Source organism: Pullulanibacillus camelliae (assembly GCF_014642655.1).
GTDB lineage: Bacteria > Bacillota > Bacilli > Bacillales > Sporolactobacillaceae > Pullulanibacillus > Pullulanibacillus camelliae.
In genome coordinates this window covers 441242-464633 of record NZ_BMIR01000001.1, presented here as the reverse complement: position 1 = coordinate 464633, position 23392 = coordinate 441242, and the positions used below count along the sequence as shown (strand labels likewise).

Annotated in this window: 21 protein-coding genes and 1 riboswitch; of the genes, 20 read left to right on the top strand and 1 reads right to left on the bottom strand. The window is 43.0% G+C overall.

Translation table 11 applies throughout. The features are described from left to right. Positions 1 to 33 precede the first annotated feature (33 nt). The 6 genes from IEW82_RS01975 (at position 34) to pyrG (ending at position 7837) form a co-directional block, all read left to right on the top strand. Positions 34 to 1212: an acetyl-CoA C-acetyltransferase gene (locus IEW82_RS01975; protein ID WP_188688318.1), complete on the top strand. Its 1179-nt coding sequence runs from the start codon at positions 34 to 36 to the stop codon at positions 1210 to 1212. A gap of 31 nt (positions 1213 to 1243) precedes the next feature. Next, positions 1244 to 2101, top strand: coding sequence for a 3-hydroxybutyryl-CoA dehydrogenase (locus tag IEW82_RS01970; RefSeq protein ID WP_188688316.1), 858 nt, complete (start codon positions 1244 to 1246; stop codon positions 2099 to 2101). A 13-nt stretch (positions 2102 to 2114) separates the two neighbouring features. After that, positions 2115 to 3254, top strand: a complete 1140-nt coding sequence (locus IEW82_RS01965; protein ID WP_188688314.1) for an acyl-CoA dehydrogenase — start codon at positions 2115 to 2117, stop codon at positions 3252 to 3254. Between the two features lie 20 nt (positions 3255 to 3274). Continuing rightward, on the top strand, positions 3275 to 4420 hold the full coding sequence (locus IEW82_RS01960; protein ID WP_188688312.1) for an acyl-CoA dehydrogenase: 1146 nt from the start codon (positions 3275 to 3277) through the stop codon (positions 4418 to 4420). A gap of 597 nt (positions 4421 to 5017) precedes the next feature. Continuing rightward, positions 5018 to 5521 (top strand): DNA-directed RNA polymerase subunit delta, encoded by a 504-nt coding sequence (gene rpoE, locus IEW82_RS01955; protein WP_188688310.1) that lies wholly within the window; start codon positions 5018 to 5020, stop codon positions 5519 to 5521. Between the two features lie 699 nt (positions 5522 to 6220). Then, on the top strand, positions 6221 to 7837 hold the full coding sequence (gene pyrG / locus IEW82_RS01950) for a CTP synthase (protein ID WP_188688307.1): 1617 nt from the start codon (positions 6221 to 6223) through the stop codon (positions 7835 to 7837). 399 nt (positions 7838 to 8236) lie between these two features. Here pyrG and IEW82_RS01945 read toward each other — a convergent pair whose 3' ends face one another. Then, the gene (locus tag IEW82_RS01945; protein WP_188688305.1) at positions 8237 to 8758 is read right to left on the bottom strand and encodes a DUF2529 family protein; all 522 of its coding nucleotides are present in this window, start codon (positions 8756 to 8758) and stop codon (positions 8237 to 8239) included. Between the two features lie 410 nt (positions 8759 to 9168). On the opposite strand from IEW82_RS01945, the gene IEW82_RS01940 reads away from it, so the two are divergent. The 14 genes from IEW82_RS01940 (at position 9169) to IEW82_RS01875 (ending at position 22899) form a co-directional block, all read left to right on the top strand. Beyond that, the gene (locus IEW82_RS01940) at positions 9169 to 9549 is read left to right on the top strand and encodes a response regulator (RefSeq protein ID WP_188688303.1); all 381 of its coding nucleotides are present in this window, start codon (positions 9169 to 9171) and stop codon (positions 9547 to 9549) included. Between the two features lie 373 nt (positions 9550 to 9922). Further along, a complete protein-coding gene (gene fba, locus IEW82_RS01935) occupies positions 9923 to 10786 on the top strand; it encodes a class II fructose-1,6-bisphosphate aldolase (protein WP_188688301.1) in 864 nt (287 codons plus the stop codon). A 472-nt stretch (positions 10787 to 11258) separates the two neighbouring features. Further along, positions 11259 to 12557, top strand: coding sequence for a UDP-N-acetylglucosamine 1-carboxyvinyltransferase (gene murA, locus IEW82_RS01930; protein ID WP_188688298.1), 1299 nt, complete (start codon positions 11259 to 11261; stop codon positions 12555 to 12557). Positions 12558 to 13370: 813 nt separating this feature from the next. Continuing rightward, positions 13371 to 14633, top strand: coding sequence for a transcription termination factor Rho (rho, locus tag IEW82_RS01925; RefSeq protein WP_188688296.1), 1263 nt, complete (start codon positions 13371 to 13373; stop codon positions 14631 to 14633). A 148-nt stretch (positions 14634 to 14781) separates the two neighbouring features. After that, positions 14782 to 14985: a 50S ribosomal protein L31 gene (gene rpmE / locus IEW82_RS01920; protein WP_188688294.1), complete on the top strand. Its 204-nt coding sequence runs from the start codon at positions 14782 to 14784 to the stop codon at positions 14983 to 14985. 240 nt (positions 14986 to 15225) lie between these two features. Beyond that, positions 15226 to 15855, top strand: coding sequence for a thymidine kinase (locus tag IEW82_RS01915; RefSeq protein ID WP_188688292.1), 630 nt, complete (start codon positions 15226 to 15228; stop codon positions 15853 to 15855). A 216-nt stretch (positions 15856 to 16071) separates the two neighbouring features. Beyond that, positions 16072 to 17145 (top strand): peptide chain release factor 1, encoded by a 1074-nt coding sequence (gene prfA, locus IEW82_RS01910; RefSeq protein WP_188688290.1) that lies wholly within the window; start codon positions 16072 to 16074, stop codon positions 17143 to 17145. Positions 17146 to 17150: 5 nt separating this feature from the next. Continuing rightward, positions 17151 to 18008, top strand: coding sequence for a peptide chain release factor N(5)-glutamine methyltransferase (gene prmC, locus IEW82_RS01905; protein WP_188688925.1), 858 nt, complete (start codon positions 17151 to 17153; stop codon positions 18006 to 18008). Between the two features lie 123 nt (positions 18009 to 18131). After that, positions 18132 to 18809: a stage II sporulation protein R gene (spoIIR, locus tag IEW82_RS01900; RefSeq protein WP_188688288.1), complete on the top strand. Its 678-nt coding sequence runs from the start codon at positions 18132 to 18134 to the stop codon at positions 18807 to 18809. A gap of 94 nt (positions 18810 to 18903) precedes the next feature. Continuing rightward, on the top strand, positions 18904 to 19368 hold the full coding sequence (locus tag IEW82_RS01895) for a GNAT family N-acetyltransferase (RefSeq protein WP_188688286.1): 465 nt from the start codon (positions 18904 to 18906) through the stop codon (positions 19366 to 19368). A 100-nt stretch (positions 19369 to 19468) separates the two neighbouring features. Beyond that, positions 19469 to 20509, top strand: coding sequence for an L-threonylcarbamoyladenylate synthase (locus tag IEW82_RS01890; RefSeq protein ID WP_188688283.1), 1041 nt, complete (start codon positions 19469 to 19471; stop codon positions 20507 to 20509). Between the two features lie 200 nt (positions 20510 to 20709). Next, complete coding sequence (locus tag IEW82_RS01885; RefSeq protein WP_188688923.1) at positions 20710 to 21225, top strand: manganese efflux pump MntP; 516 nt, start codon at positions 20710 to 20712, stop codon at positions 21223 to 21225. A 457-nt stretch (positions 21226 to 21682) separates the two neighbouring features. Continuing rightward, positions 21683 to 22264, top strand: a complete 582-nt coding sequence (locus IEW82_RS01880; RefSeq protein ID WP_188688281.1) for a low molecular weight protein arginine phosphatase — start codon at positions 21683 to 21685, stop codon at positions 22262 to 22264. Between the two features lie 65 nt (positions 22265 to 22329). Further along, on the top strand, positions 22330 to 22899 hold the full coding sequence (locus IEW82_RS01875; protein ID WP_188688920.1) for a TIGR01440 family protein: 570 nt from the start codon (positions 22330 to 22332) through the stop codon (positions 22897 to 22899). A 183-nt stretch (positions 22900 to 23082) separates the two neighbouring features. Next, positions 23083 to 23188: riboswitch (SAM riboswitch) on the top strand. The last annotated feature ends 204 nt before the right edge of the window (positions 23189 to 23392 follow it).

The following is a 23392-nucleotide window of genomic DNA, read 5'->3' as shown; positions in this document are numbered from 1 at the left end:
GAAAACGCTTACTTTTTATAAAGGAGTGAAGATATGAGACGAACAGTTGTGATTCGTGCAGCGCGAACCCCATTTGGGAAATTGGGTGGGAGCTTAAGTCCATTATCAGCGATGGAGCTTGGCGGCATGGCGATTAAAGGGGTTATGGATCAAGCTGGCCTTCACGGTGCGAGCGTTGATGAAGTGATCATGGGGATGGTCCTTCAGGGCGGGCAAGGACAAATCCCTTCTCGGCAAGCAGCGCATTTTGCTGGGCTACCATGGTCTGTACGAACAGAGACCATCAATAAAGTGTGCGCATCGGGTCTAAGGAGTGTCACACTTGCTGATCAAATCATTCGTTCAGGTGATGCTCAAACCATTGTTGCCGGAGGGATGGAGTCGATGAGTCAAGCTCCATATGTTCTATCTCAAGCACGTTGGGGAATGCGAATGGGGGATCAAAGCATCATCGATCTGATGGTTCATGATGGTCTCACTTGTGCATTCAATGGCGTGCATATGGGGATTTATGGTGGTGAAGCTGCTACGCGTTATGCTATTTCGCGAGAGGAACAGGATCTTTGGGCCTTGAGGAGTCATCAAAGAGCAGCCGCTGCTGTTGATGCCGGGCGTTTTAAGGATGAGGTAATGCCGATAGAAGTTCCGCAGCGTAAGGGAGAGGTGCGGATCATTGAACAGGATGAAGCTGTGCGCAGAGATACGACTCTAGAAAAATTACAAGGCTTACGGCCCATTTTTAGTCCGAATGGTACGATTACCGCTGGCAATGCCCCTGGAGTCAATGATGGGGCTGGTGCGCTTATCTTGATGGATGAACAGACTGCAGCGATTCAGGGGCATGACTCATTAGCTACGATCTTAGGACATGCGGAGGTAGCCATTGAACCCCAGCAATTCCCTGAAACACCTAGTCTAGTGATTCAAAAACTTCTTCAAAGGACAGGAAGGAAACTCTCAGATATTGATCTATTTGAAATTAATGAAGCCTTCGCAGCAGTGGTTCTTACCGCGCAAAAAATGATGGAGCTTGATCCGGAAAAGGTCAATGTTAATGGCGGTGCAGTTGCCTTAGGGCATCCCATTGGAGCAAGTGGTGCACGCCTATTAATGACGTTGATCTATGAATTGAAACGTCGCGGTGGGGGGCTTGGCATTGCTGCTATTTGCAGTGGTGGTGGTCAAGGAGATGCTGTACTCGTTGAAGTGTAGGTAAGTTAACGAATGGAGAGGAGAATAACTCATGATAGATCAAATCCGTAACGTGCTCGTTATAGGTGCTGGACAAATGGGGTCGGGAATCGCTCAGGTTTTTGCCCAATCCCATTACAAGGTGTTTTTATATGACAACCAGCCAGAAGCACTCGATCGCGGTTGGAAGGCGATCACGCAACGTTTGAAAAAGCAAGTAGAGAAGGGACAAATGGTTGAACAGCAGCGGTCGGTAGCCCTCCGTCATTTACAGAAGGTAACGTCATTAGAGGAAGCGGGTCAAGTGGATTTAGTTGTTGAGGCAGTCGTCGAAGCTATGCAGGTCAAAGCCGACATCTTTGCTGCCCTTGATACTCTCATGCCTGAAAAGACCATATTGGCAAGCAATACCTCCTCCTTACCTATTACCGAAATTGCGGCAGTCACTCAGCGGCCACAGCAAGTGATTGGCATGCATTTTATGAATCCAGTGCCAGTAATGCCTCTTGTGGAAGTAATAAGAGGACTGGCAACAGATGATGCTGTTTATGAAACGGTTAAACAAACCGCAGAAGCACTTGGTAAAACAGCTGTGGAAGTGATGGATTCCCCTGGCTTTGTCTCAAATCGTGTTTTGATGCCAATGATTAATGAAGCCATTTATGCTGTCTATGAAGGTGTGGCGACCCCGGAGGCTGTTGATGCGGTGATGAAGCTGGGTATGAATCATCCTATGGGCCCTCTCACACTCGCAGATTTTATTGGACTGGACACCTGTCTCTCGATTATGGAAGTCTTGCATGAAGGCTTTGGTGAGGATAAATATCGTCCATGTCCACTCCTTAGAAAATATGTAAAGGCAGGCTGGCTGGGTAAGAAGACAGGGAAGGGCTTTTATAATTATTCCTAAGGGAGCGAGTACCATGAATTTAAGATTAACTCATGAACAACAGATGATGCAGGAGATGGTACGTGATTTTGCCGATAATGAGGTGAGAGCAGCTCTTCCGGTGATGGAAGCACAAGACCGCTTCCCCGAGGAGTTAGTCGCTAAAATGGGTGAACTAGGCTTGATGGGCATTCCTGTCCCAGAACAGTACGGGGGAGCAGGGCTGGATATGACCGCTTATATTACGGCAATTTATGAATTGTCAAAGGTCAGTCCGACTTTAGGGGTCATTTTGTCTGTTCATACCTCTGTAGGGACCAACCCCATTTTATATTTTGGGACTGAAGAACAAAAGCAGCATTATATTCCAAAGCTCGCAAAAGGGGAAGCCATCGGCGCTTTCGCGATAACTGAAGAAGGGGCTGGCTCTGATGCTGCTGGATTGCAAACGCGAGCGCGGCGTGAGGGTGATATATATATCTTGAATGGGTCCAAAATCTTTATCACAAATGGTGGGGTGGCTGATAGTTTTATTGTGTTTGCAAAAACTGCCCCTGAAAGGAATAGAGACGGTATCACGGCATTTATTGTCGATCGAGGGACGCCGGGATTTTCAATTGGAAAGCCTGAACGGAAAATGGGTCTGCATGGTTCGAGCACGGTACCACTAACTTTTGAGAATGCTCATGTGCCTGTAGAAAATCGTCTAGGAAAAGAGGGAGAGGGATTCTCGATTGCAATGGCTAATTTAAATATTGGCCGCATCGGGATAGCTGCTCAAGCTTTAGGCATTGCCGAAGGAGCATTTGAACATGCTGTGGGCTATGCCAAGTCGCGCCGACAGTTTGGAAAGCCGATCATTGAGCATCAGGGAATGGGATTTAAGCTTGCTGATTGCGCAACGCGAATTGAAGCGGCACGTCTCCTTGTTTATCAAGCAGCTGATCGTGTAGAGCGTCAAGAACCATGTACTAAGGAAGCCTCCATTGCTAAGCTTTTTGCCTCGCAAACAGCAGTTAATGTGGCAACAGAGGCGATCCAAGTTTTTGGTGGTTATGGTTACACAGAGGATTATCCCGTTGAGCGTTATTTTAGAGATGCAAAAATTACAGAGATTTACGAAGGAACCAGTGAAATCCAGCGTATTGTTATTAGTAAAGAGTTGCTTAAATAATTTAGAGGAGCGACCGTGAGATGGATTTTAGATTAAGTGATGAGCATGAGATGCTCAGAAAAATGATCAGAGACTTTGCTTTGAAAGAAGTCGCACCCACTGCCGCTGAACGCGATGAAAATCAGCGGTTTGATCGCGAGATTTTTAATAAAATGGCGGCTTTGGGTCTAACAGGAATACCTTGGCCTGAAAGCTATGGTGGGATAGGAATGGATTTTCTCGGCTATGTCATTGCGGTAGAAGAATTATCGCGTGTATGTGCTTCTACAGGCGTCACACTTTCTGCTCATGTCTCTTTGGCTGGATGGCCTGTTTTTACCTTTGGTACGGAAGAGCAAAAGCAAAGGTATTTAAAGCCGATGGCTATAGGAGAAAAGCTAGGTGCCTTTGGGTTAACGGAATCGGGGGCGGGTTCTGATGCTGGTGCTATGCAAACAACAGCAAGACGCGATGGAGACAGCTACATTTTGAATGGAACGAAAATCTTTACAACCAATGGGGGTGCTGCCGATTTTTACATCATTTTCGCGATGACAGATCCGAGCACCAAGCATAAGGGAATGAGTGCCTTTATTGTTGAAAAAGGAACGACAGGGTTGACCTTTGGCAAAAAGGAGAAGAAGCTTGGCATTCGTTCTTCACCAACCTTGGAGCTCATTTTTGAGGAGTGCCGCATTCCAAAAGACAATTTGCTTGGCGAGGAAGGTGATGGATTTAAAATTGCTATGAGGACTTTAGATGGAGGAAGAAATGGCATCGCTGCCCAAGCAGTGGGTATTGCCCAAGGGGCTTTAGATGTAGCTATTGCTTACGCTAAAGAACGCCGGCAGTTTGGAAAACCGATTGCTCATCATCAAGGGATTAGCTTTAAGCTGGCGGACATGGCAACAAAGGTTGAAGCCTCTCGATTACTCACTTACCAAGCCGCATGGCTTAAAAGTGAAGGATTAACTTATGGTAAAGCTTCAGCGATGGCAAAGCTTTTTGCGGGAGATACGGCAATGGAGGTCACGACAGAGGCGGTCCAGGTTTTTGGGGGCTATGGTTATACGAAGGATTATCCCATCGAGCGCTATATGCGGGACGCTAAGATTACTCAGATCTATGAGGGAACGAATGAGATTCAGAGATTGGTCATTTCCCGCTATTTAATGAAGAATGAGTAGGAAAAAGGGATTTCAAAGCATCTGTATGAAGTTCTAGCAATTTGTATAGAATTGTGATAAGTTTGCTCTCTTAACAGTTTTATTCTAGGCTTCCACTCTTAGGGGTAAATATGGCTACCGTTGAGTGGATGAGGTGGAGTAAACAAGGAGAGTACCAAGCTTGACATCATACGTCTTCACGCATTATTATATAGCAAGTTTTCACTTTATAACTTGAAGGGTTTCCAAATCTGCATGGGAAAAGGTTTTATAGGCACTTGTCAGGCGCTGGTTTTTCTTTATACTATAAAAATGGTAGGGCTGGTCCCTGAAAAACCGATATGTTGTGGAAGGTGTAAGTGGGCAAACATTCATCACCGCTTTGCACTTGCCAATGGCATATTTTCTTTATACTATAAGAAAGTATAAAATGGTGTTAAAACGATGAAGCATTCAAGTTTTCGTCATGGTATGGAACGGCTCAATTGACGAGAATGAACGAGGTATGGATCGTTTAATGTGGAAGACGTGAGTCAAATGACAACCACTAGTGCTCTAGACCAATGTTGCTTATAATAAAGGCATGCAAATGGAATGGGATCGGAAAGGGTGTAGAATATGTCGGAACAAAGTGTCTCAGAAAAACCAGTATTAGATAGAATTTATGAGGTTCTGCTAGAAGGGAAGCAGCCCCTGACATTTTATGAACTGCTTAAGCAAGTCCCTACGGATCATCTATCCGATGAAGAACGCGCAGACTATTTTGCACGCGTTTATACAAATATTAATCTTGATGGACGTTTTCTCAGTCTTGGGAATAACTTTTGGGGATTGAAAAGCTGGTATCCTATTGAACAGCGTGATGAAGAAGTAGCCTCCAAGCTAGCTCCAAAGCGGAAGCGTAAAAAGCCTGATGAGGATTTAGATGATGACTTTGAAGAGGATTTAGATTTTGATGATGACTTCGAAGATGATGAAGAGCTCTTCGATGAGGATGACGATCTCGATTTTGATGATGATGAAGTTGAAGAAGAAGAAGAGCTTGTCGATGAGGATTTGGATGAAGATTTCGAAGATGATGATGACGATGATGAGTTAGACGAAGATGAGGAAGAAGAATAACATATTTCTATGCTTGATCACAAGAGGGGTCACTTCTTTATACAGAGTGAATAGATTCTGATCTCCGATTGATGATTTTCAGGAAGTATTAAACATACTGGCGCCAAAAGAGTGGATAAAGGTATAGAATCAGCGTCCATTCGGTGATGATGAGCAACAAACTAACATGGATATAGAAAATAGAAACAAAAATGGTGTTGATTCGTGTGACGTTTTTTGATAAAATCATTTTTGGGCTATTGATGTTTTGAAACGGAATGAATAGTGATAGGTGAAGCCCTCCAATACATTGGGGGCTTCACCTTTTTTATTTTCTACTATCGGAAGGTATTACCTTCGCTAACGCTATTTTAAAGGATGATAGTATAAGTAAAACTTTGATTTTCGCCACTTGAGGCTTGTGGGCAACCTTAATGTGTGATTAGAAAAAAATCACATTTGGCTCAGCACAAACAAGTTTTTTAAAACAGGTAGGTACAGTGTGCGACATTGGAATCATGCACGCGTTCCTTATCGGCACAAGATTAGCACCTTTTATAGATACTTTTTAGAAGGTTTTCAGCTTACCCATAGTATGAAGGCCAAGCTGGGCCACCTTCTCTAAGTGAGTTTACAATTTCTTTAGAACGGTTTTTCCAAAGAAATTTTCTTTATTATGTCTATTTTTGACATATACTACAGGACAAAGGAGTGTCAGTCGTGACAAAGTATATTTTTGTAACTGGCGGTGTGGTTTCATCCTTGGGAAAAGGAATTACCGCAGCCTCTTTAGGAAGATTGTTAAAAAATCGTGGATTAAACGTAACCATTCAAAAATTCGATCCATACCTTAATGTGGACCCCGGAACCATGAGTCCTTATCAGCATGGTGAAGTGTTTGTCACCGACGATGGTGCTGAGACTGATTTGGATCTTGGCCACTATGAACGCTTTATTGATATTAATTTGAATAAATATAGTAATGTCACGACCGGTAAAGTGTATTCCTCAGTCATTCGCAAAGAACGGCGGGGCGATTATCTTGGCGGCACTGTTCAGGTTATTCCTCATATTACCAATGAGATTAAGGATCGTGTGTTCCGAGCGGGCCGTGAAACAGGTGCTGATATTGTGATTACTGAAATTGGCGGTACAGTTGGCGATATTGAGAGCTTGCCTTTCCTTGAAGCCATTCGCCAAATCAAGAGCGATGTCGGTGTGGAAAATGTTATGTATGTTCACTGTACGCTAGTTCCTTATATCAAAGCGGCAGGAGAAATGAAAACCAAGCCTACGCAGCATAGTGTTAAAGAATTACGTAGTTTAGGCATTCAGCCTAATATTATTGTCGTACGGACGGAGACGCCGATTTCTCAGGAAATGAAGGATAAGATTGCGTTATTTTGTGATATAGCTCCACAGGCAGTGATCGAATGTCAGGACGCAGAAACCTTGTATCAAGTTCCTATTGCTTTGCAAGAGCAAAATATGGATCAGATCGTCTGTGACCATTTAAAGCTTAATGTTGGACAGGCAGATATGACAGAATGGAAGGACCTTGTCGATCGCGTTCTCCATTTGAAAAAGAAAACGACGATTGCGTTAGTTGGAAAATATGTGGAATTACAGGATGCCTATATTTCCGTTGTTGAATCTCTGAAGCACGCCGGCTTCTATCATGACGCAGATGTCGCTATTCAGTGGATTAATTCAGAAAAGGTTCATGAAGAAAATGTTGATGAATTATTGGCGGGTGCTGACGGTATTCTAGTTCCTGGTGGCTTTGGAGATCGAGGGATTGAAGGAAAAGTCGTTGCGATTAAGTATGCGAGGGAGAACCGCATCCCGTTCTTAGGCATTTGTTTAGGTATGCAGCTTGCGTCTGTAGAATTTGCTCGACATGTATTAGGAATGAAAGGGGCGCATTCTTCAGAAATTGATCCATCGACACCGTATCCGCTTATTGATCTTCTTCCAGAGCAAAAAGATGTCGAGGATCTGGGCGGCACGCTTCGTCTTGGCCTTTACCCCTGTAAGCTTGTTGAAGGAACGAAAACCTTTGCGGCTTATGGCGAGCCTGTCATTTATGAGCGCCATCGCCATCGCTATGAATTCAACAATGAATATCGCACTCAGATGGAGGCAGAGGGCTTTATCTTTTCAGGACTGAGCCCAGATGGCCGCTTGGTAGAGATTATCGAATTAAAGGATCATCCTTGGTTTGTGGCTTCACAGTTTCATCCGGAATTTAAATCCCGGCCAACCAAGCCCCAGCCACTCTTTAGAGACTTTGTTGGTGCATCCATTGCAGCGGAATCAAAAACAATTCATCAATAATCAAAGTGAGCAAAGCCGACTCGGAAATCATTGTCATGATTTGAGTCGGCTTTTTTAAAAGATCAGAAAGTATACAATTTCTGTTCATGAGGACGGTGCGCGATGCCACTCCAGACCGCTCGCTTTCCGCGTGGGAGCGGTAAGCCTCCTCGTGCCTGCGCACTGCTAAGGTCTTACCGATCTCCCACTTCCCGCAGGATTCTAGTCTCCGCATCATGAGACAGCGGCGCTCGAGGAACACACGATTTTAGAGTGTTCCGAATCTCGCGCCTTGCGCTCCCATCCACTTGACCAGGCAACGAAGCCTATTTCATATTGGATGATGCCCTATACTAAGGACAAGGACCGGGCATGCTTTTCGTCCGGTTTTGCTTAACTTATTTTTAAAAGTGTCATTGATCATTGGTCCTCTAATACTTCGTGAAGCGTTAGCAAGAGACAATGATAGGTAAACAATGCGGCGAGTGTGGCCGGGTGTCCAAGCCTTTCGCCATTTTCTCCAGGAATCAATGCTCTTTTACTTTGTAGATTAATGTGTAGATCTACGGCATTGGCAAAGGACTGCGGTTCAGAGTGCATCATAGTGGAGAGGCCAATGGTCATAGCGCCAGTGTCAGCAATTTGCTTTGCGAGCTGGGCAGCCTCTTCATCATCATCTGAGCGGGTGATAAGAATGACGCGATCCATTGGAGAAAGATGCAAGTCATCTGGAATAAGGGCGTGGGCCTTGATGAGTGCATTTGGTCCTTGCAATGCTTCGGCGGTGACCATGCTCATCTCGTTAAACCCATAGATATAGATGCTTCCATCAGATATTGCCGCTTGGGCAAGCAACCGGGCAGCGTCCTCAAAATTTTCCTCTTCATTTTCTGTTATTTTTTGTAGAACACCTCTTAATTGCGTAAGGTAGATTTTCAACATGGTTTTGAACACTCCTTGAATAGTATTTATAGGTGACATCGCATAGGTTTTTATATACCTTAAGAGGGTATAACCATAAGGAAATGGATTAAAGACTAAGGATTACAAGATACATGTTTATTTTCACAAGAAATAAGCAGGAAAATCAAGTACAAATAGCGAATAAACGGATTGAATGGCTTTTTAAGCCAATATCAATTTCACAAAATAATCTAAAATGGATGACTTCGATAACGAACAGGAATTTCTGAATGTGATCCTATGGATAGGTAATGAAACACATAGCATCATTGCTCTCTAATATGAATGGAAGGTAGTAATCAAGAAAAGAGGCAGGAGAGGACTTAATGCGCTGTGTTGGAAATTCTAAAATCGTAGTATAAAAATAGAAATAAGAGAGGCTGACCACAATGACGCAAGCGAAACAAAAAATACTCATTGTCGATGATCAATTTGGCATTCGAATATTGCTTAATGAAATCTTTGAGAAAGAGGGCTATCAAACATTTCAAGCCGCAAATGGCGTGAATGCATTACAAATTGTAAAAAAGGAAGCACCCGATTTGGTCATTCTTGATATGAAAATACCAGGAATGGATGGTTTAGAAATCCTGAAACGAATCAAGCAAGATAACCCTGAAATTAAAGTCATTATTATGACAGCTTATGGAGAATTGGATATGATTCAAGAAGCGATTGATCATGGCGCTTTGACTCACTTTGCCAAACCATTTGATATTGATGAGGTCATCGCTGCTGTTAAAGAGGAATTACCTACACAGGTTAATTAGGCAAGCCTAATTTTTTTCAACGCTTTAATACTATGAGTATCGAGTTGGGAGAGGCCAAAAGGCATGGATAAGAATGAAAACACGTAAAAACTATGGGCTTTAGCACTTTAAAGCAATATTTTAATAGTGATGGTAAAACTGTCCTTTTCTAATTCGTCAGGCATTGTGGTATAATTGCATATGTTCAAGGAATGCTTCAAAGGTATGGCTGTGCTTAGTGCTCCTAGCCAATCTAAAATGGGGCATTTACATAAAAGAATGTTCAAGAAAGAGGAGGGGTTGGACAAACACTCTCCATTTGGTGTGTGCCATAAATTGTAACAGCCTTTGTCTCTTTTATATTGGACACTCAGGACAACGAGGAGGAGTTCTAATGCCGTTAGTCTCTATGACGGAAATGCTAAAAAAAGCAAGAAATGAGCAGTATGCTGTAGGTCAGTTTAACATTAATAACCTTGAATTCGTTCAAGCGATTTTACTTGCAGCTGAAGAGGAAAAATCGCCAGTTATTCTTGGTGTTTCTGAAGGTGCTGCGCGCTATTTTGGTGGTTTCAAAGTTACTGTTGAAGTAACCAAGGTGCTCATGGACGAATATAATATCACAGTGCCAGTGGCTGTTCATCTAGATCACGGTTCTTCATTTGAGAAAGTCATCCAAGCGATCCAAGCTGGGTTTACATCTGTTATGATCGATGGTTCTCACTATCCTTTGGAAGAGAACATTGCGCTTACCAAACGTGTTGTAGAAGCAGCACATGCTGTTGGTGTCTCTGTTGAGGCTGAGCTTGGCCGCATCGGTGGACAAGAGGACGATTTAGTCGTTCAAGATGCTGAAGCTGCTTATGCTATTCCAGCAGAATGTAAACAGCTGATTGATGAAACAGGCGTTGATTGCTTCGCACCAGCACTTGGTTCTGTGCATGGTCCTTATAAAGGTGAACCAAACCTTGGCTTCGACCGTATGGAAGAAATAAAAAATCTTACCGGTGTTCCACTTGTTCTTCATGGGGGTACAGGTATTCCAACTAAAGACGTTCAACGGGCAATCCAACTTGGACATGCTAAAATTAACGTCAACACAGAAAACCAAATTGCTTCTGCTAAAGTCGTTCGCGAAGTGTTAGCAGAAAATCCTGATCTCTATGATCCAAGAAAATATCTTGGACCAGCACGTGAAGCTATAAAAGAAACAGTTAAAGGTAAAATGCGTGAATTTGGTTCTTCACAAAAAGCGTAATAGAAACATAAATAATGGTAAAAGGTTCATCAGTGTATCTTGTCTAAGGATACACTGATGTGCTATATAAGGACTCATTGATTTGAGCCCTATTTCCCTATTTTATTGATTGAACCTTCTTTTGCTAAAGTGACTCAAGACTTTGTTGGTATCCTATATAACTTGTACATAGGAACGCCAGTAAAGCGTAACGTGCAAGTGAGGTTTTTCTATTGATTGGAATGGCCGTAGAGTACACGCCTTGAAATCCATAGAGATTTTATGTATCTTAAATAAATGGAATGCACACTGTCACTATAGATTTTTACACTAAATGATTAAGTAGCCTGACGTTTTGAAATTCAATGGCATCTGTGTATACGTAAGTGAAACATTAGGATTAGTGTAGATTGAATCGTGTCTTGAAATAGGTCAAGCGATTATCTTTTAAAGGATATCCTCCTTGGTGGTTATCCAGGAAAAGGAGTCAATCATGGAGAAATTGTTAATCGAAGGTGGTCACCGCCTCAGAGGTAAAATACAAGTCAGTGGAGCAAAAAATAGTGCGGTCGCTTTAATTCCGGCAACGATACTAGCGGATTCAACAGTGACGATTGATCAATTACCAGATATTTCAGATGTCCGCAATCTATGTGAACTTCTTGAAGAAATCGGAGGAGACGTCACATTTGAAAATCAAGTCTTAACAGTGGATCCTTCAAAGATGGTTCCAATGCCCTTGCCTAATGGACGCGTTAAAAAACTCCGGGCCTCATACTATTTGATGGGGGCTATGCTCGGCCGCTTTAAGAAGGCGGTTGTGGGGCTGCCTGGGGGCTGTAACCTTGGTCCGCGTCCCATTGACCAGCACATAAAAGGGTTCGAAGCTATGGGTGCCAAAGTCACCAATGAACAAGGTGCCATTTATCTGAGGGCTGAGGAGTTAAAAGGAGCCCGCATTTACTTAGACGTTGTAAGTGTTGGCGCAACGATAAATATCATGCTGGCTGCTGTCCTTGCAAAGGGACAAACCATTATTGAAAATGCAGCAAAGGAACCTGAAATTATTGATGTTGCAACCTTGCTGACGAGCATGGGAGCCAAAATTAAGGGAGCAGGGACAGACGTCATTCGCATTGATGGTGTTGAGGCTCTTCATGGGTGTCGTCATGTCATCATTCCCGACCGCATTGAAGCAGGAACGTATATGATAATGGCAGCAGCAATGGGTGAGCATGTGGTGATTGACAATGTCATTCCTCAGCATGTTGAGTCCCTTACAGCCAAACTCAGAGAAATGGGTGTGGTGGTCAATGTCTATGATGATCAAATTGAAATTTCAAGAGAGGCGCTACCTTTTAAAAAGGTGGATGTCAAGACGCTTGTTTATCCAGGATTTCCTACGGATTTGCAGCAGCCATTTACGGTGTTGTTAACACAAGCCAAAGGGTCAAGCATTGTAACTGACACCATTTATGGTGCTCGTTTTAAGCATATTGATGAATTACGACGCATGGGTGCTGAGGTAAAAGTCGAAGGCAGCTCGGCGATTGTTGAAGGGCCTACACCGTTACAAGGGGCCCGCGTTAAAGCGTCTGAATTGCGCGCTGGAGCTGCGTTAGTTGTCGCTGGCACAATGGCTACTGGGATCACCGAAATCACAGGCATTGAGCATATTGATCGCGGGTATAGTCAGCTTGTTGAAAAACTGAGTGGCATTGGTGCGAAGATTTGGCGCGAAGATGTCCTTATGGACGATGAGGAAACACTTTCAGCTGACCATTTGCAATGACAGTCTTTTCAATAGATCGGATGGATGGAAGGCAAGAGATCGCCAATCCTGTGTCATGGGGGCTATAGCCTTTGCCTAGACACGGTGAGTTGAAGCAGGTGGAAAGGACGCAACAAAGGGACAAACCTCGTCGATCACCAGCGTCTCGGTTGGGGCTTGTCAGGGTGGATTACAACGACAGTCGCAGCTTGAAAGGAACAGTGCCCTTTGTAAGTGCGCTTTGAATTGAAAAGCTTAGTTTATTCGTTTGCCATCGATACTTTTTCGGTGGCCCCTTGTAATTGTTTTCAACACGGCGTATAATAAATCGGTACTCCTTTAAACGACTTTTGGTCATAAGAGGGTGCCCATTTTGATGCTGGCATGAACTGATATGAATGATAAGGACTATTCGTTATTTTTATACGATCAGAATGTATAATTTCGCTGACGCTCTCAAAGGAAGAGAGTATAAGTGTAACTTTGGCTTTCTCCTTCTAAGGCTTGCGGGCAACCTAAGCGTGTGATTTGCAAAAATCACATCAGGAGTACCAGCGAGGTGCAAGCCAAGTTTTCTAACAGCATTTAAAAGTAGGTTTATCGCCATTAAATAATGGAAATAATATTCTATATAGATAGAGATGTTTAAGACCCTCTTGGAGATTTGTGCGTTTCCACATTTGAGAGTCTCACTCACATAGAAACAGGAACTAGACCTATTTTGGTTTCCTACTCCTGATTCTCTTCTTAGTTTATCCAACACCCTTCAGTGTCCAACATAACTTACAAATATTCTTAAAATGATTAGAAAACTCAATAAAGCGTGGTGTCTTAATGGAAATTACATTAGCAGAATTAGAAAATATGAAACTCAAAGATTTGTATCAGCATGCGCGTCATTATAAGGTTTCATATTATAGTAAATTGACAAAGCGGGAATTGATTTTTGCTATTCTCAAAGCACAAGCTGAAAAGGACGGCTTCTCATTTATGGAGGGTATTCTTGAAGTGATCCCCACAGAAGGATTTGGATTTCTGCGGCCGATTAACTATTCTCCAAGCTCAGAGGATATCTATATTTCAGCATCGCAAATTCGTCGTTTCGATTTGCGCAATGGGGATCGGGTATCTGGAAAGGTGCGTCCTCCAAAAGAAAATGAGCGCTATTATGGATTATTACACGTAGAAGCGGTGAATGGAGAGGATCCAGATACTTCAAAGGAACGGGTCCACTTTCCTGCTTTGACACCATTATATCCTGATCGAAAAATGAATCTCGAAATTCCAGGGGAAAGTCTATCCACGCGTATTATTGATATGATTTCGCCTGTAGGTTTTGGACAGAGGGGACTTATTGTTGCGCCGCCAAAAGCGGGTAAAACAATCCTGTTAAAGCAAATTGCTAACAGCATCACCGTCAATCATCCAGAAGTGGAATTGATCGTTTTACTTGTTGATGAACGTCCAGAAGAAGTGACGGATATTGAACGCTCCGTACAAGGCGATGTGGTGAGCTCTACATTTGACGAAGTGCCTGAAAACCACATTAAAGTATCAGAGCTTGTCTTAGAAAGAGCCATGCGTCTTGTTGAACACAAAAAGGACGTGGTTATCCTAATGGACAGCATCACCCGTCTTGCTCGGGCTTATAATTTGGTCATTCCACCAAGTGGCCGGACGTTATCTGGAGGTATCGATCCTGCAGCCTTTCATAAGCCGAAGCGCTTTTTCGGTGCGGCTCGTAATATTGAGGAAGGCGGTAGCCTGACCATTTTAGCCACTGCCCTGATCGATACGGGCTCGCGCATGGATGATGTTATTTACGAGGAATTTAAAGGCACTGGTAACATGGAGCTCCATTTAGATCGCCGTTTAGCAGAACGACGCATATTCCCTGCTATAGATATTCGTCGTTCCGGCACACGTAAGGAAGAATTGCTCATCCCGAAAGAGCATCTTGATCAATTATGGACGATGCGAAAAACAATGGATGAGTCAACAGACTTTATCGAATTTTTCTATAAGCGTTTGAAGAAAACGAAGACCAATGAAGAATTCTTTAGATTGTTTGAAAAGGAAAAAAATGGTGTCTCTTAAATAAGCAGTTATCCCTTTAATGATATTTGATATAGAGCGGTAAGGCATCCTATTGGAGAGTTGCATTCCGTGCTATATATGTTATAATAGACGCTGTGTTTATACATCTCTGGTTTGCAAGAATCAGGGCGTAAAGGAGCTGAAAGTGATGCAAGCAAGTATTCAACCTGAATATAAAAAAGTTAAGGTGCAATGCGCTTGTGGGAATGAATTTGAAACAGGCTCTACTAAAGAAGGTCCAATCCGCGTAGAGATTTGTTCTGAGTGCCATCCATTCTATACAGGCCGTCAACGTTTTGCTGATAAAGGCGGACGTGTTGATCGCTTTAAGAAAAAATACAACCTTAAATAATTCTTTGAAAATACAGGCAGGGTGACACTTGCCTGTTTTTTCATTTCACTATAAGATAGTATAAGCCCAGGTAAGAAGTGCTCACTGTTTATATTGAAAGGAATGAGCATTTCGCAGGCTTTATTTTTTTAATGAAGGCCTTCATATAGCAAGATGATAGAATCTTCTGGTGTAAAGTGCCATTTTCTTCAATAATATTTAAAACTTCCTTTAAAATTTTTTGTGAAGGGATTTTGTGCCATGCCATTGACACATCATACACATAATAACGGATGGATTGAATGTGTGTGTGGAAGTATGTTCTCGGGAAAGTCGGAGGAATTAATCCGCCGTGTTCGCCGTGCCACATATGCCAAATTACACGTCCAGGTTTTTAAACCCGTCATTGATGATCGTTATAGTAAAGAAGAAGTTGTATCCCATGATGGGAAATCGGTTCATGCAAAGCCGATCGAACGTGCAGAAGAGATACTGGATCTATTAGAACCAGAAACTGAGGTAGTTGCCATTGATGAAGTGCAATTTTTTGAAGATACGGTAGTTAATATTGCCTGCTTCTTGGCGAATAAAGGCCTGCGCGTCATCGTTGCTGGTTTGGATATGGATTTTCGTGGAGAGCCCTTTCCTCCTGTGCCAAATTTAATGGCAGTGAGCGAAACGGTAACGAAGCTCAACGCCATCTGTGCTGTTTGTGGAGCTCCGGCGAGTCGCACGCAACGCTTAATCAATGGAAAACCTGCGTGTTACGACGACCCGATTATTATGGTGGGGGCTTCAGAGTCTTATGAACCGAGATGCCGTCACTGCCATGAGGTGCCAGGAAGCCCCAATGCGTTACAAGGCATCATGACAGTATCGGTAGACATCTAAAGCGAAAAAAATGTGTACACTCTCTACGAATGGGTAGATTTATTTGTGGGGAGTGTCATTTTTGCAAAAATATGTTCTTTTGTTTAGGAGGGCCCCTTGGGGTCTATTGACATAAACTGATTCCATGTGAGGCGTTTTGACGGGCCATTGCCCGCTATACTATACTTGAACATACAGAGGTTTGGTCTATTTTTGAAAGAATGAGGTGAACGTCTTATGCTTGAACGTTTACAATCTTTAGAAGATCGTTATGAAAAGCTGAATCAACTTTTATCAGATCCAGAGGTCATTAATGATTCAAAAAAGCTACGTGAGTATTCAAAGGAATCTGCTGATTTAGAAGAAACAGTGCAAACCTATAGAGAATATAAGGCGGTTGAGGAAGAGCTAGCTGACGCTAAAGCAATGCTGGAGGAAGAAAGCGATGCGGATATGAAGGACATGATTCGCTCTGAAATCAATGGCTTAATAGCGCGTCGTGAAACGCTCCAAGAGCGCTTGAAGATCCTGCTGATTCCCAAAGATCCCAATGACGATAAAAATGTTATTGTTGAGGTTCGTGGAGCAGCGGGCGGCGATGAGGCCGCCCTTTTTGCTGGCGATCTCTTTAAAATGTATTCACGCTATGCAGAAATGCAAGGGTGGAAGACTGAAGTGATTGAAGCTAGCCCCAATGAAGTAGGGGGGTATAAAGAAGTCATTTTTATGATTAATGGGAAAGGGGCGTTCTCCAAGCTCAAATATGAAAATGGAGCCCATCGTGTACAGCGTGTGCCTGAGACAGAATCCGGTGGTCGTATTCACACCTCCACGGCGACAGTCGCTGTATTACCTGAAGCCGAAGAGGTTGAGGTTGAAATTAACGAGAAGGATGTCCGTGTGGATACCTTTGCTTCCAGCGGACCAGGTGGACAAAGTGTCAATACGACGATGTCTGCGGTTCGTTTAACTCACTTGCCAACAGGTATTGTGGTTTCTTGTCAGGATGAAAAGTCGCAGATCAAAAATAAAGAAAAGGCGATGAAGGTCTTGCGTGCCCGCGTGTACGATAAGTTTCAGAAAGAAGCAGAAGCGGAATATGCGGCCCATCGAAAATCTGCCGTGGGGACTGGTGACCGTTCAGAACGCATTCGTACTTACAATTTCCCACAAAGCCGCGTGACGGATCACCGCATTGGCTTAACTCTACAAAAGCTTGACCAGATTCTGAATGGCAAGCTTGATGAAATCATTGATGCCTTAATTTTAGAAGATCAAGCGAAAATGATTGAACAAGCGGAGGCACAATAATGGCAATGAAAGTCTTTGAAGCCCTCAAATGGGCTTCTTCTTTTTTAAGTGAACATAAACGCGATGAAAATGCAGGAGAACTATTGCTATGCCATCACTTGAACTGGTCGCGCTCCAAGCTCCTTGCTGAATGGCGCTCTCCGATCGCCACGGATGATTTTCTTTGGTTAGAACAACAGGTGAGGCGACATGTTCAAGGACTACCTGTGCAGTACATCATTGGTTCAGAAATGTTTTATGGGCGCTGCTTTACTGTTACTCCTGCGGTGTTAATCCCACGCCCCGAAACAGAAGAGCTTGTTCAAGGCATCCTTAAGCTAAAGAAACAACGCTTTGGAAAAAAACAGAGCGTGGACTATTGTGACATTGGCACAGGGAGTGGAGCCATCGCGACGACACTCGCTTTAGAGGATAATGAGAGTCATGTCACAGCTGTAGACATTTCTGAGGAGGCTTTAGCTGTTGCTGAAAAAAATGCTCAATATTATGATGCGGGAGTCACCTTTATTCAAGGCGATTTATTAACGCCCTTTGTTGGCACAAAGCGCTTTGACGTGATCGTGTCTAATCCCCCCTATATTCCGAGTCGCGATGTGGATACCTTGGCAGACGTCGTTCGTGACCATGAGCCGCGGCTCGCCTTGGATGGAGGAGAGGATGGCTTGGCGCTCTATCGTCGTCTATGTAGTCAGCTTCCGAAGGTCATTAAAGAGAAAGCGATTGTTGGGCTTGAAGTGGGAAGCGGGCAAGGGACGGCAGTGGCAGAGCTTATCAAAGAGTATCTGCGTCATAAACAGGTTCAAACACAAATTAACACAGATATTAATGGCCATGAGCGCATGGTGTTTGCCAGTATTGAATGAAGCTTAAGGGGAAAGCAAGAGCAAATAGATGGCTAGAATTGTCGAACGGTTTTTAGTGTCATAGTGTTTAAGTTTCCTATTTCCGTCCATACTGTTTCCTATCAAGAAAGGACGGGAGAAAACATGAAACGAAAGTTTGTTTTAGCTATGATACTTACATTATTCACATTGATTATTCTCATGCAAATCCAGAGTCATCTTTCTTCTGCTAAGGGCAGTGCCGATCCTATTCCAGAGGATGCGATTCGTTTACGGATCCTCGCTAACAGCAACTCGGCTGCTGATCAAGCTGTCAAACATCAAATCAGAGATGCTGTCAATGCAGATGTGAGGGGCTGGGTTCAGGATTTGAAATCAAGTCAACAGGCCAAAAAAGTGATAAAAGCACATCTTGGTGAAGTAAGACAAACGGTTGCACAGAAGCTCAATAAAATGGGACTTGATGAGACCTTTACAGTAAAGCTAGGCCCAGCAGATTTTCCTACTAAGATGTATGGTGGTTATGTCTATCCTGCTGGTAAATATGAAGCATTAGTCATTACTTTAGGTAAGGGAGATGGCGCTAACTGGTGGTGCGTGCTTTTCCCGCCACTCTGCTTCCTTGATTTTTCGAATGGTGATGCTGTCAAAACGGATGAACATCAGCAAAAAGCTGAGAAGCATACAACGCAACAAGGTGTTAAAATAGCAGATGATGGCAACAAGAAATCTGAAGGGGAAAAAAAGGATAAACCAGAAGTGAAATTTTTCCTTGTTGATGTGATAGAGGATATTGGTCACTTTTTCAGCCATCTCTTTTAAAAAGAGCATATATTTTCTACTTTTAAAACTTCTAATCTTTTAAGGTATTTCATAGATTAAATAGAAATGATAGATTAGAGGAGGAAGTAAAGAGATGGTGAAAACGATACGGGCAGTGGCACCAAACGATATCGGGCAGGTTCAGGCTTTTATTGAAAGGGTTGGGCTAGAAGAGATTAGCCCAAGCTCGGGTGCAACACTTTTATTAATGGAAGAAGCTATGGCGTACGAAGACCAAGGTGAAACTGCGCCAATCGCAGTAATTGGTATAGTAGAAACTCATGATCATGCCATTTTAAGACACATGATTGTCGATTCAAAGCGCTGCAAGGCTGAAGATATCCTCCAGCTCTTAATGGCTGCGATCAAGCAAGCAAAGGCAATGGAGGTTAAGGGGCTTTATTTCTTAACAAAGGCAGCTGCCGAGATGTTTCAACCTCTTGGTTTTTCTGTCATCCAGCCTATCGAGCTTCCTGATGCACTGCAAAATGATCCTTGGTTTGCTATCCATGAAGAAGAGATTCCGGCGATAAAGCTATTGGCTCATGTTTTTCATTAATGGGAAAATAACAGCAATTAATCACAGGTTATACACAAGGGTGTGGATAAATGGTGATTTATCCACAGGTCGTCGCTGAAGAAAGGAAGCGCGTTAAGAGATGAGGCAAACAAAATATTGGAATGTACAGAACACTATAAATGAAGAGATTAGAAAACATGCGCTAGAGGAAGCGGCAGAATGGATTAGAAAAGGGGAAACCATTGCTTTCCCAACAGAAACCGTCTATGGATTAGGGGCAAATGCACTATCTGATACGGCAATTAGCAGGATTTTTGTGGCAAAAGGTCGTCCAAGTGACAATCCCTTAATTGTGCATATTGCGAATCAAGAGCAGCTGCAAGATGTCGCAAAAAGTATTCCTCCACTTGCCCAGAAAATCATCGATGCTTTTTGGCCGGGGCCAATCACAGTCATTGTCCCAGCCTCATCACAGTTAGCCACAAAAGTGACTGCCGGATTGGACACTGTTGGGGTGCGGATGCCTTCTCATTCGGTCGCCCTCGAACTCATTCGATTGGCAGGTGTCCCCATTGCTGCACCGTCTGCCAATCGTTCAGGAAAACCAAGTCCAACACAGGCTGATCATGTTGCTCATGATCTCGATGGGAAAATTGCAGGTATTTTAGACGGTGGCGTTACTGGGGTGGGCGTTGAGTCCACGGTAGTCGATACGACAGGCGAGCATGCGGTCTTATTGCGACCGGGAGGTATTTCTAAAGAACAGCTCGTTGAATTATTAGGAGGGGTCGATGAAGATCCCGCGCTTACAAAGGCTAATGAAACACCGAAATCACCTGGTATGAAATACCGCCACTATGCGCCGAGTGCTCCCGTCTATCTTGTTAAAGGAGATAAGGAGCGACTCATAGATAAAGTAAAAGCGGCACAAAAAGAGGGCAAGCATGTTGGCGTCATTGCAACAGAAGAACATGCGAGCTTCTTCAGTGGGGCAGATGCCTTAGCGGTAATAGGGTCTAGATCTCAGCTGAGCACTATTGCCCATGGCTTATACACTGCACTTCGTACAATGGATGAAGCGAATGTGGATCTGATTTATTGTGAAACCTTTACTCGTGAAGGGATTGGGCTGGCGATTATGAATCGGTTAATGAAGGCGGCTAATGGACAAGTTATTTAAATGCTCTCTTATGCAAAATATTGAAAAGGTAAAAGTGATTTTTTGATGCTGCAGATTGCCTCTTCTCAAGTTGCGTCGCGCTTCGCAGGGGGAGACTTCTAAAATGTCTCGGACATGCATAGGATGTCCTTAGGCATGTTAGGAGGCGAACAGATTTGGAGGCATTTTATTTACTAAAATCATTATTTGCACTTTTTCTAATGGCCATTGCCCTTGGGATGGATGCCTTATCGGTTGGAATGGGGATGGGAATGATTCCACTGAGGTTTAAACAAATCTTTAAAATTGGTTTAACGATCGGTGTCTTCCATGTCATTATGCCGCTTGCAGGCATGCTCATAGGGGATGTCTTATCCCATCATTTTGGAAAGGTGGCCTTGCTAGCGGGTGGAGTGCTTCTTCTTTTGTTGGGAGCACAAATGATTTTCTATTCCTTTCAGAAGAACGAAAGTCCCATGGTACGTCCTGTAGGGATTGGCCTTATTCTGTTTGCGCTCAGTGTTAGTTTGGACAGTTTTTCTGTTGGCCTGAGTCTGGGCATTTATGGTGCGAAAATAGTGGTTACGGTTATCCTATTTGGTTTTGTTAGTATGATCATGACATGGATGGGCCTGTTAATTGGTCGTAAATTTCAAAAGCTATTTGGTTCATACAGCGAAGCATTAGGGGGCTGTGTGTTGTTTGCCTTTGGTATTAAATTACTTCTACATATGTAGGAAATAAAGGGTTTTAAGAGAGAGTCTAAGAAAATGTGAACACAATACTTGTTAAACTTGGCATCTGAGCCAAGTTTTTCTGGCCCTTTAGGATAAAATAATCAGTGGATTATCGTCACTTGCTGGAGACTTATCAATACCGGGCTCGGATGGAATAAAAGACTACATTATAAATGAAAAAGCGTTAATCATCATCTTAAAAAGTCTTAATGTTAAATTACACTTTGCCTATTACATCTTAATTTAATCTGTGGTATAACTAATCTGATGCATCCGCTCGTTGTTGATTTTCAGATCCCTTTGAATGAATGAAGGTTACGCATTGACTTGACAAACCCATGTTTTCTACATATCTCTAATATAAAGGGTTTATCCTAAGAGTAGAAGATGGTATTTTTAATAAGTGAAGGATGGAAATCGAATACGGGTGTCTCGTTAATTTAGATGGGGTGATGTTGTGAAAAAGGTGCTGTTTGTGTGCACAGGGAATACGTGTCGCAGTCCAATGGCTGAGGCTATTTTAAAGCATAAAGCAAGTGAACGTTATGATGTGAAATCAGCCGGGCTTTTTGCTATGGACGGTCAGCCTACACACCCTAACGCTATATCTGTACTACGTGACCATGATATACAGTTCAAACATTCTTCCAAGCAGCTTACAAAAGAGCTTGTGGATTGGGCTGATCTCATTTTAACGATGACTCAGGGTCACAAGCATACTTTAATTCAACACTTTCCAGAGGCTTTGGATAAAGTGGAAACACTGAAAGGTTATTTGGAATTTCAAGAGCAGTGGGAAAAATGGAAAGAGGCAAAGGCGGACTATGAATTAAAGAAGGCGATATATGATCATACTGGACCGACAGATGAAGGCTCTGAAAAAGAGCTTGAAAATGCATATACACGCGTTCAGCAATTTGAAAATGTTTTGGGTAATTTGGATATAGAGGATCCTTTTGGAGCATCGAAGCAGGTGTATAACGATGTCTTTTTAGAACTTGAGGAACTTATTGATCGTTTTATAGAAAATGATGTCTAATCTTTCCCGGGAAATAAGTCGAGGATTGAAATATTACATAGAAATAGAAAGGAAGACATAAAGTGATGGATGAGCTTTGCGATGTCAGCCAACAAGTCAGTCAAGTCTTGGACGCATTGCAGAAGGCCATGACGCTTTCGAGTAAACATGTCCTAGTGATTGGTACAAGTACAAGTGAGGTAATCGGGGAGCACATTGGATCTTCGGGGACTGTAGAGGTCGCTAATGCCATTTATCAAGCACTAGAAGCTTTTCGACAAAAAACAGGCGTTCAGCTTGCTTTTCAATGCTGTGAGCATTTAAATCGAGCGCTTGTCGTTGAAGAAGAAACTGCCGAGAAAAAGGGATTGACTCAAGTTACAGTGATTCCTGTACGTTCAGCCGGGGGAGCAATGGCAGCATTAGCTTATCAAAAGATGCAGCACCCTGTTGTAGTTGAAAGTATAAAAGCGGATGCTGGCATTGATATTGGAGATACATTCATTGGTATGCACTTAAAAGAAGTGGTCGTTCCATTACGCTGTGAAATCACAGAGATCGGAAATGCCCATGTGACGTTTGCCAAGACGCGTCCTAAACTCATCGGTGGTGAGCGGGCGATCTATCCAGAAAAAGAAACAATCAATCATTTTTAATGAATCCATTTGGGACCATTGTCGCTTCAAGACAGTGGTCCTTAAATATTTCATGCCATAGGTTTAACTTTTGTAGTAACGAAGAGAAAAGGGAGCAAGGATAAAAATAGGTACAAAAAGAGATTGACTTTTAAGAATTATGTTGTTAAAATCCTATTTAAGTATTTCAATAAACCGAATATTTTCTTATCAAGAGAGGTGGAGGGACCGGCCCTGTGAAGCCCGGCAACCTGCTGTTATTAAGCAAGGTGCCAATTCCTGCAAAGCTTATGGCTTTGATAGATAAGATTTTACTTTGCAGACCTCTCTCGTTTTGAAAGGGGTCTTTTTGCATGGTCAAAATCTATTGGGCAATAGAGAGTCTCTTGCACGTAGAAGGTGAGCGTGCACCATGCTTTTTAAGGTCCCTATTCAATTAAGAAATAAGAGGTGATTTACTCGCTTCAGGCTGTGGGTAACAGCATTTCTTGTAACAAGTTGTTCGAGAAGAAAG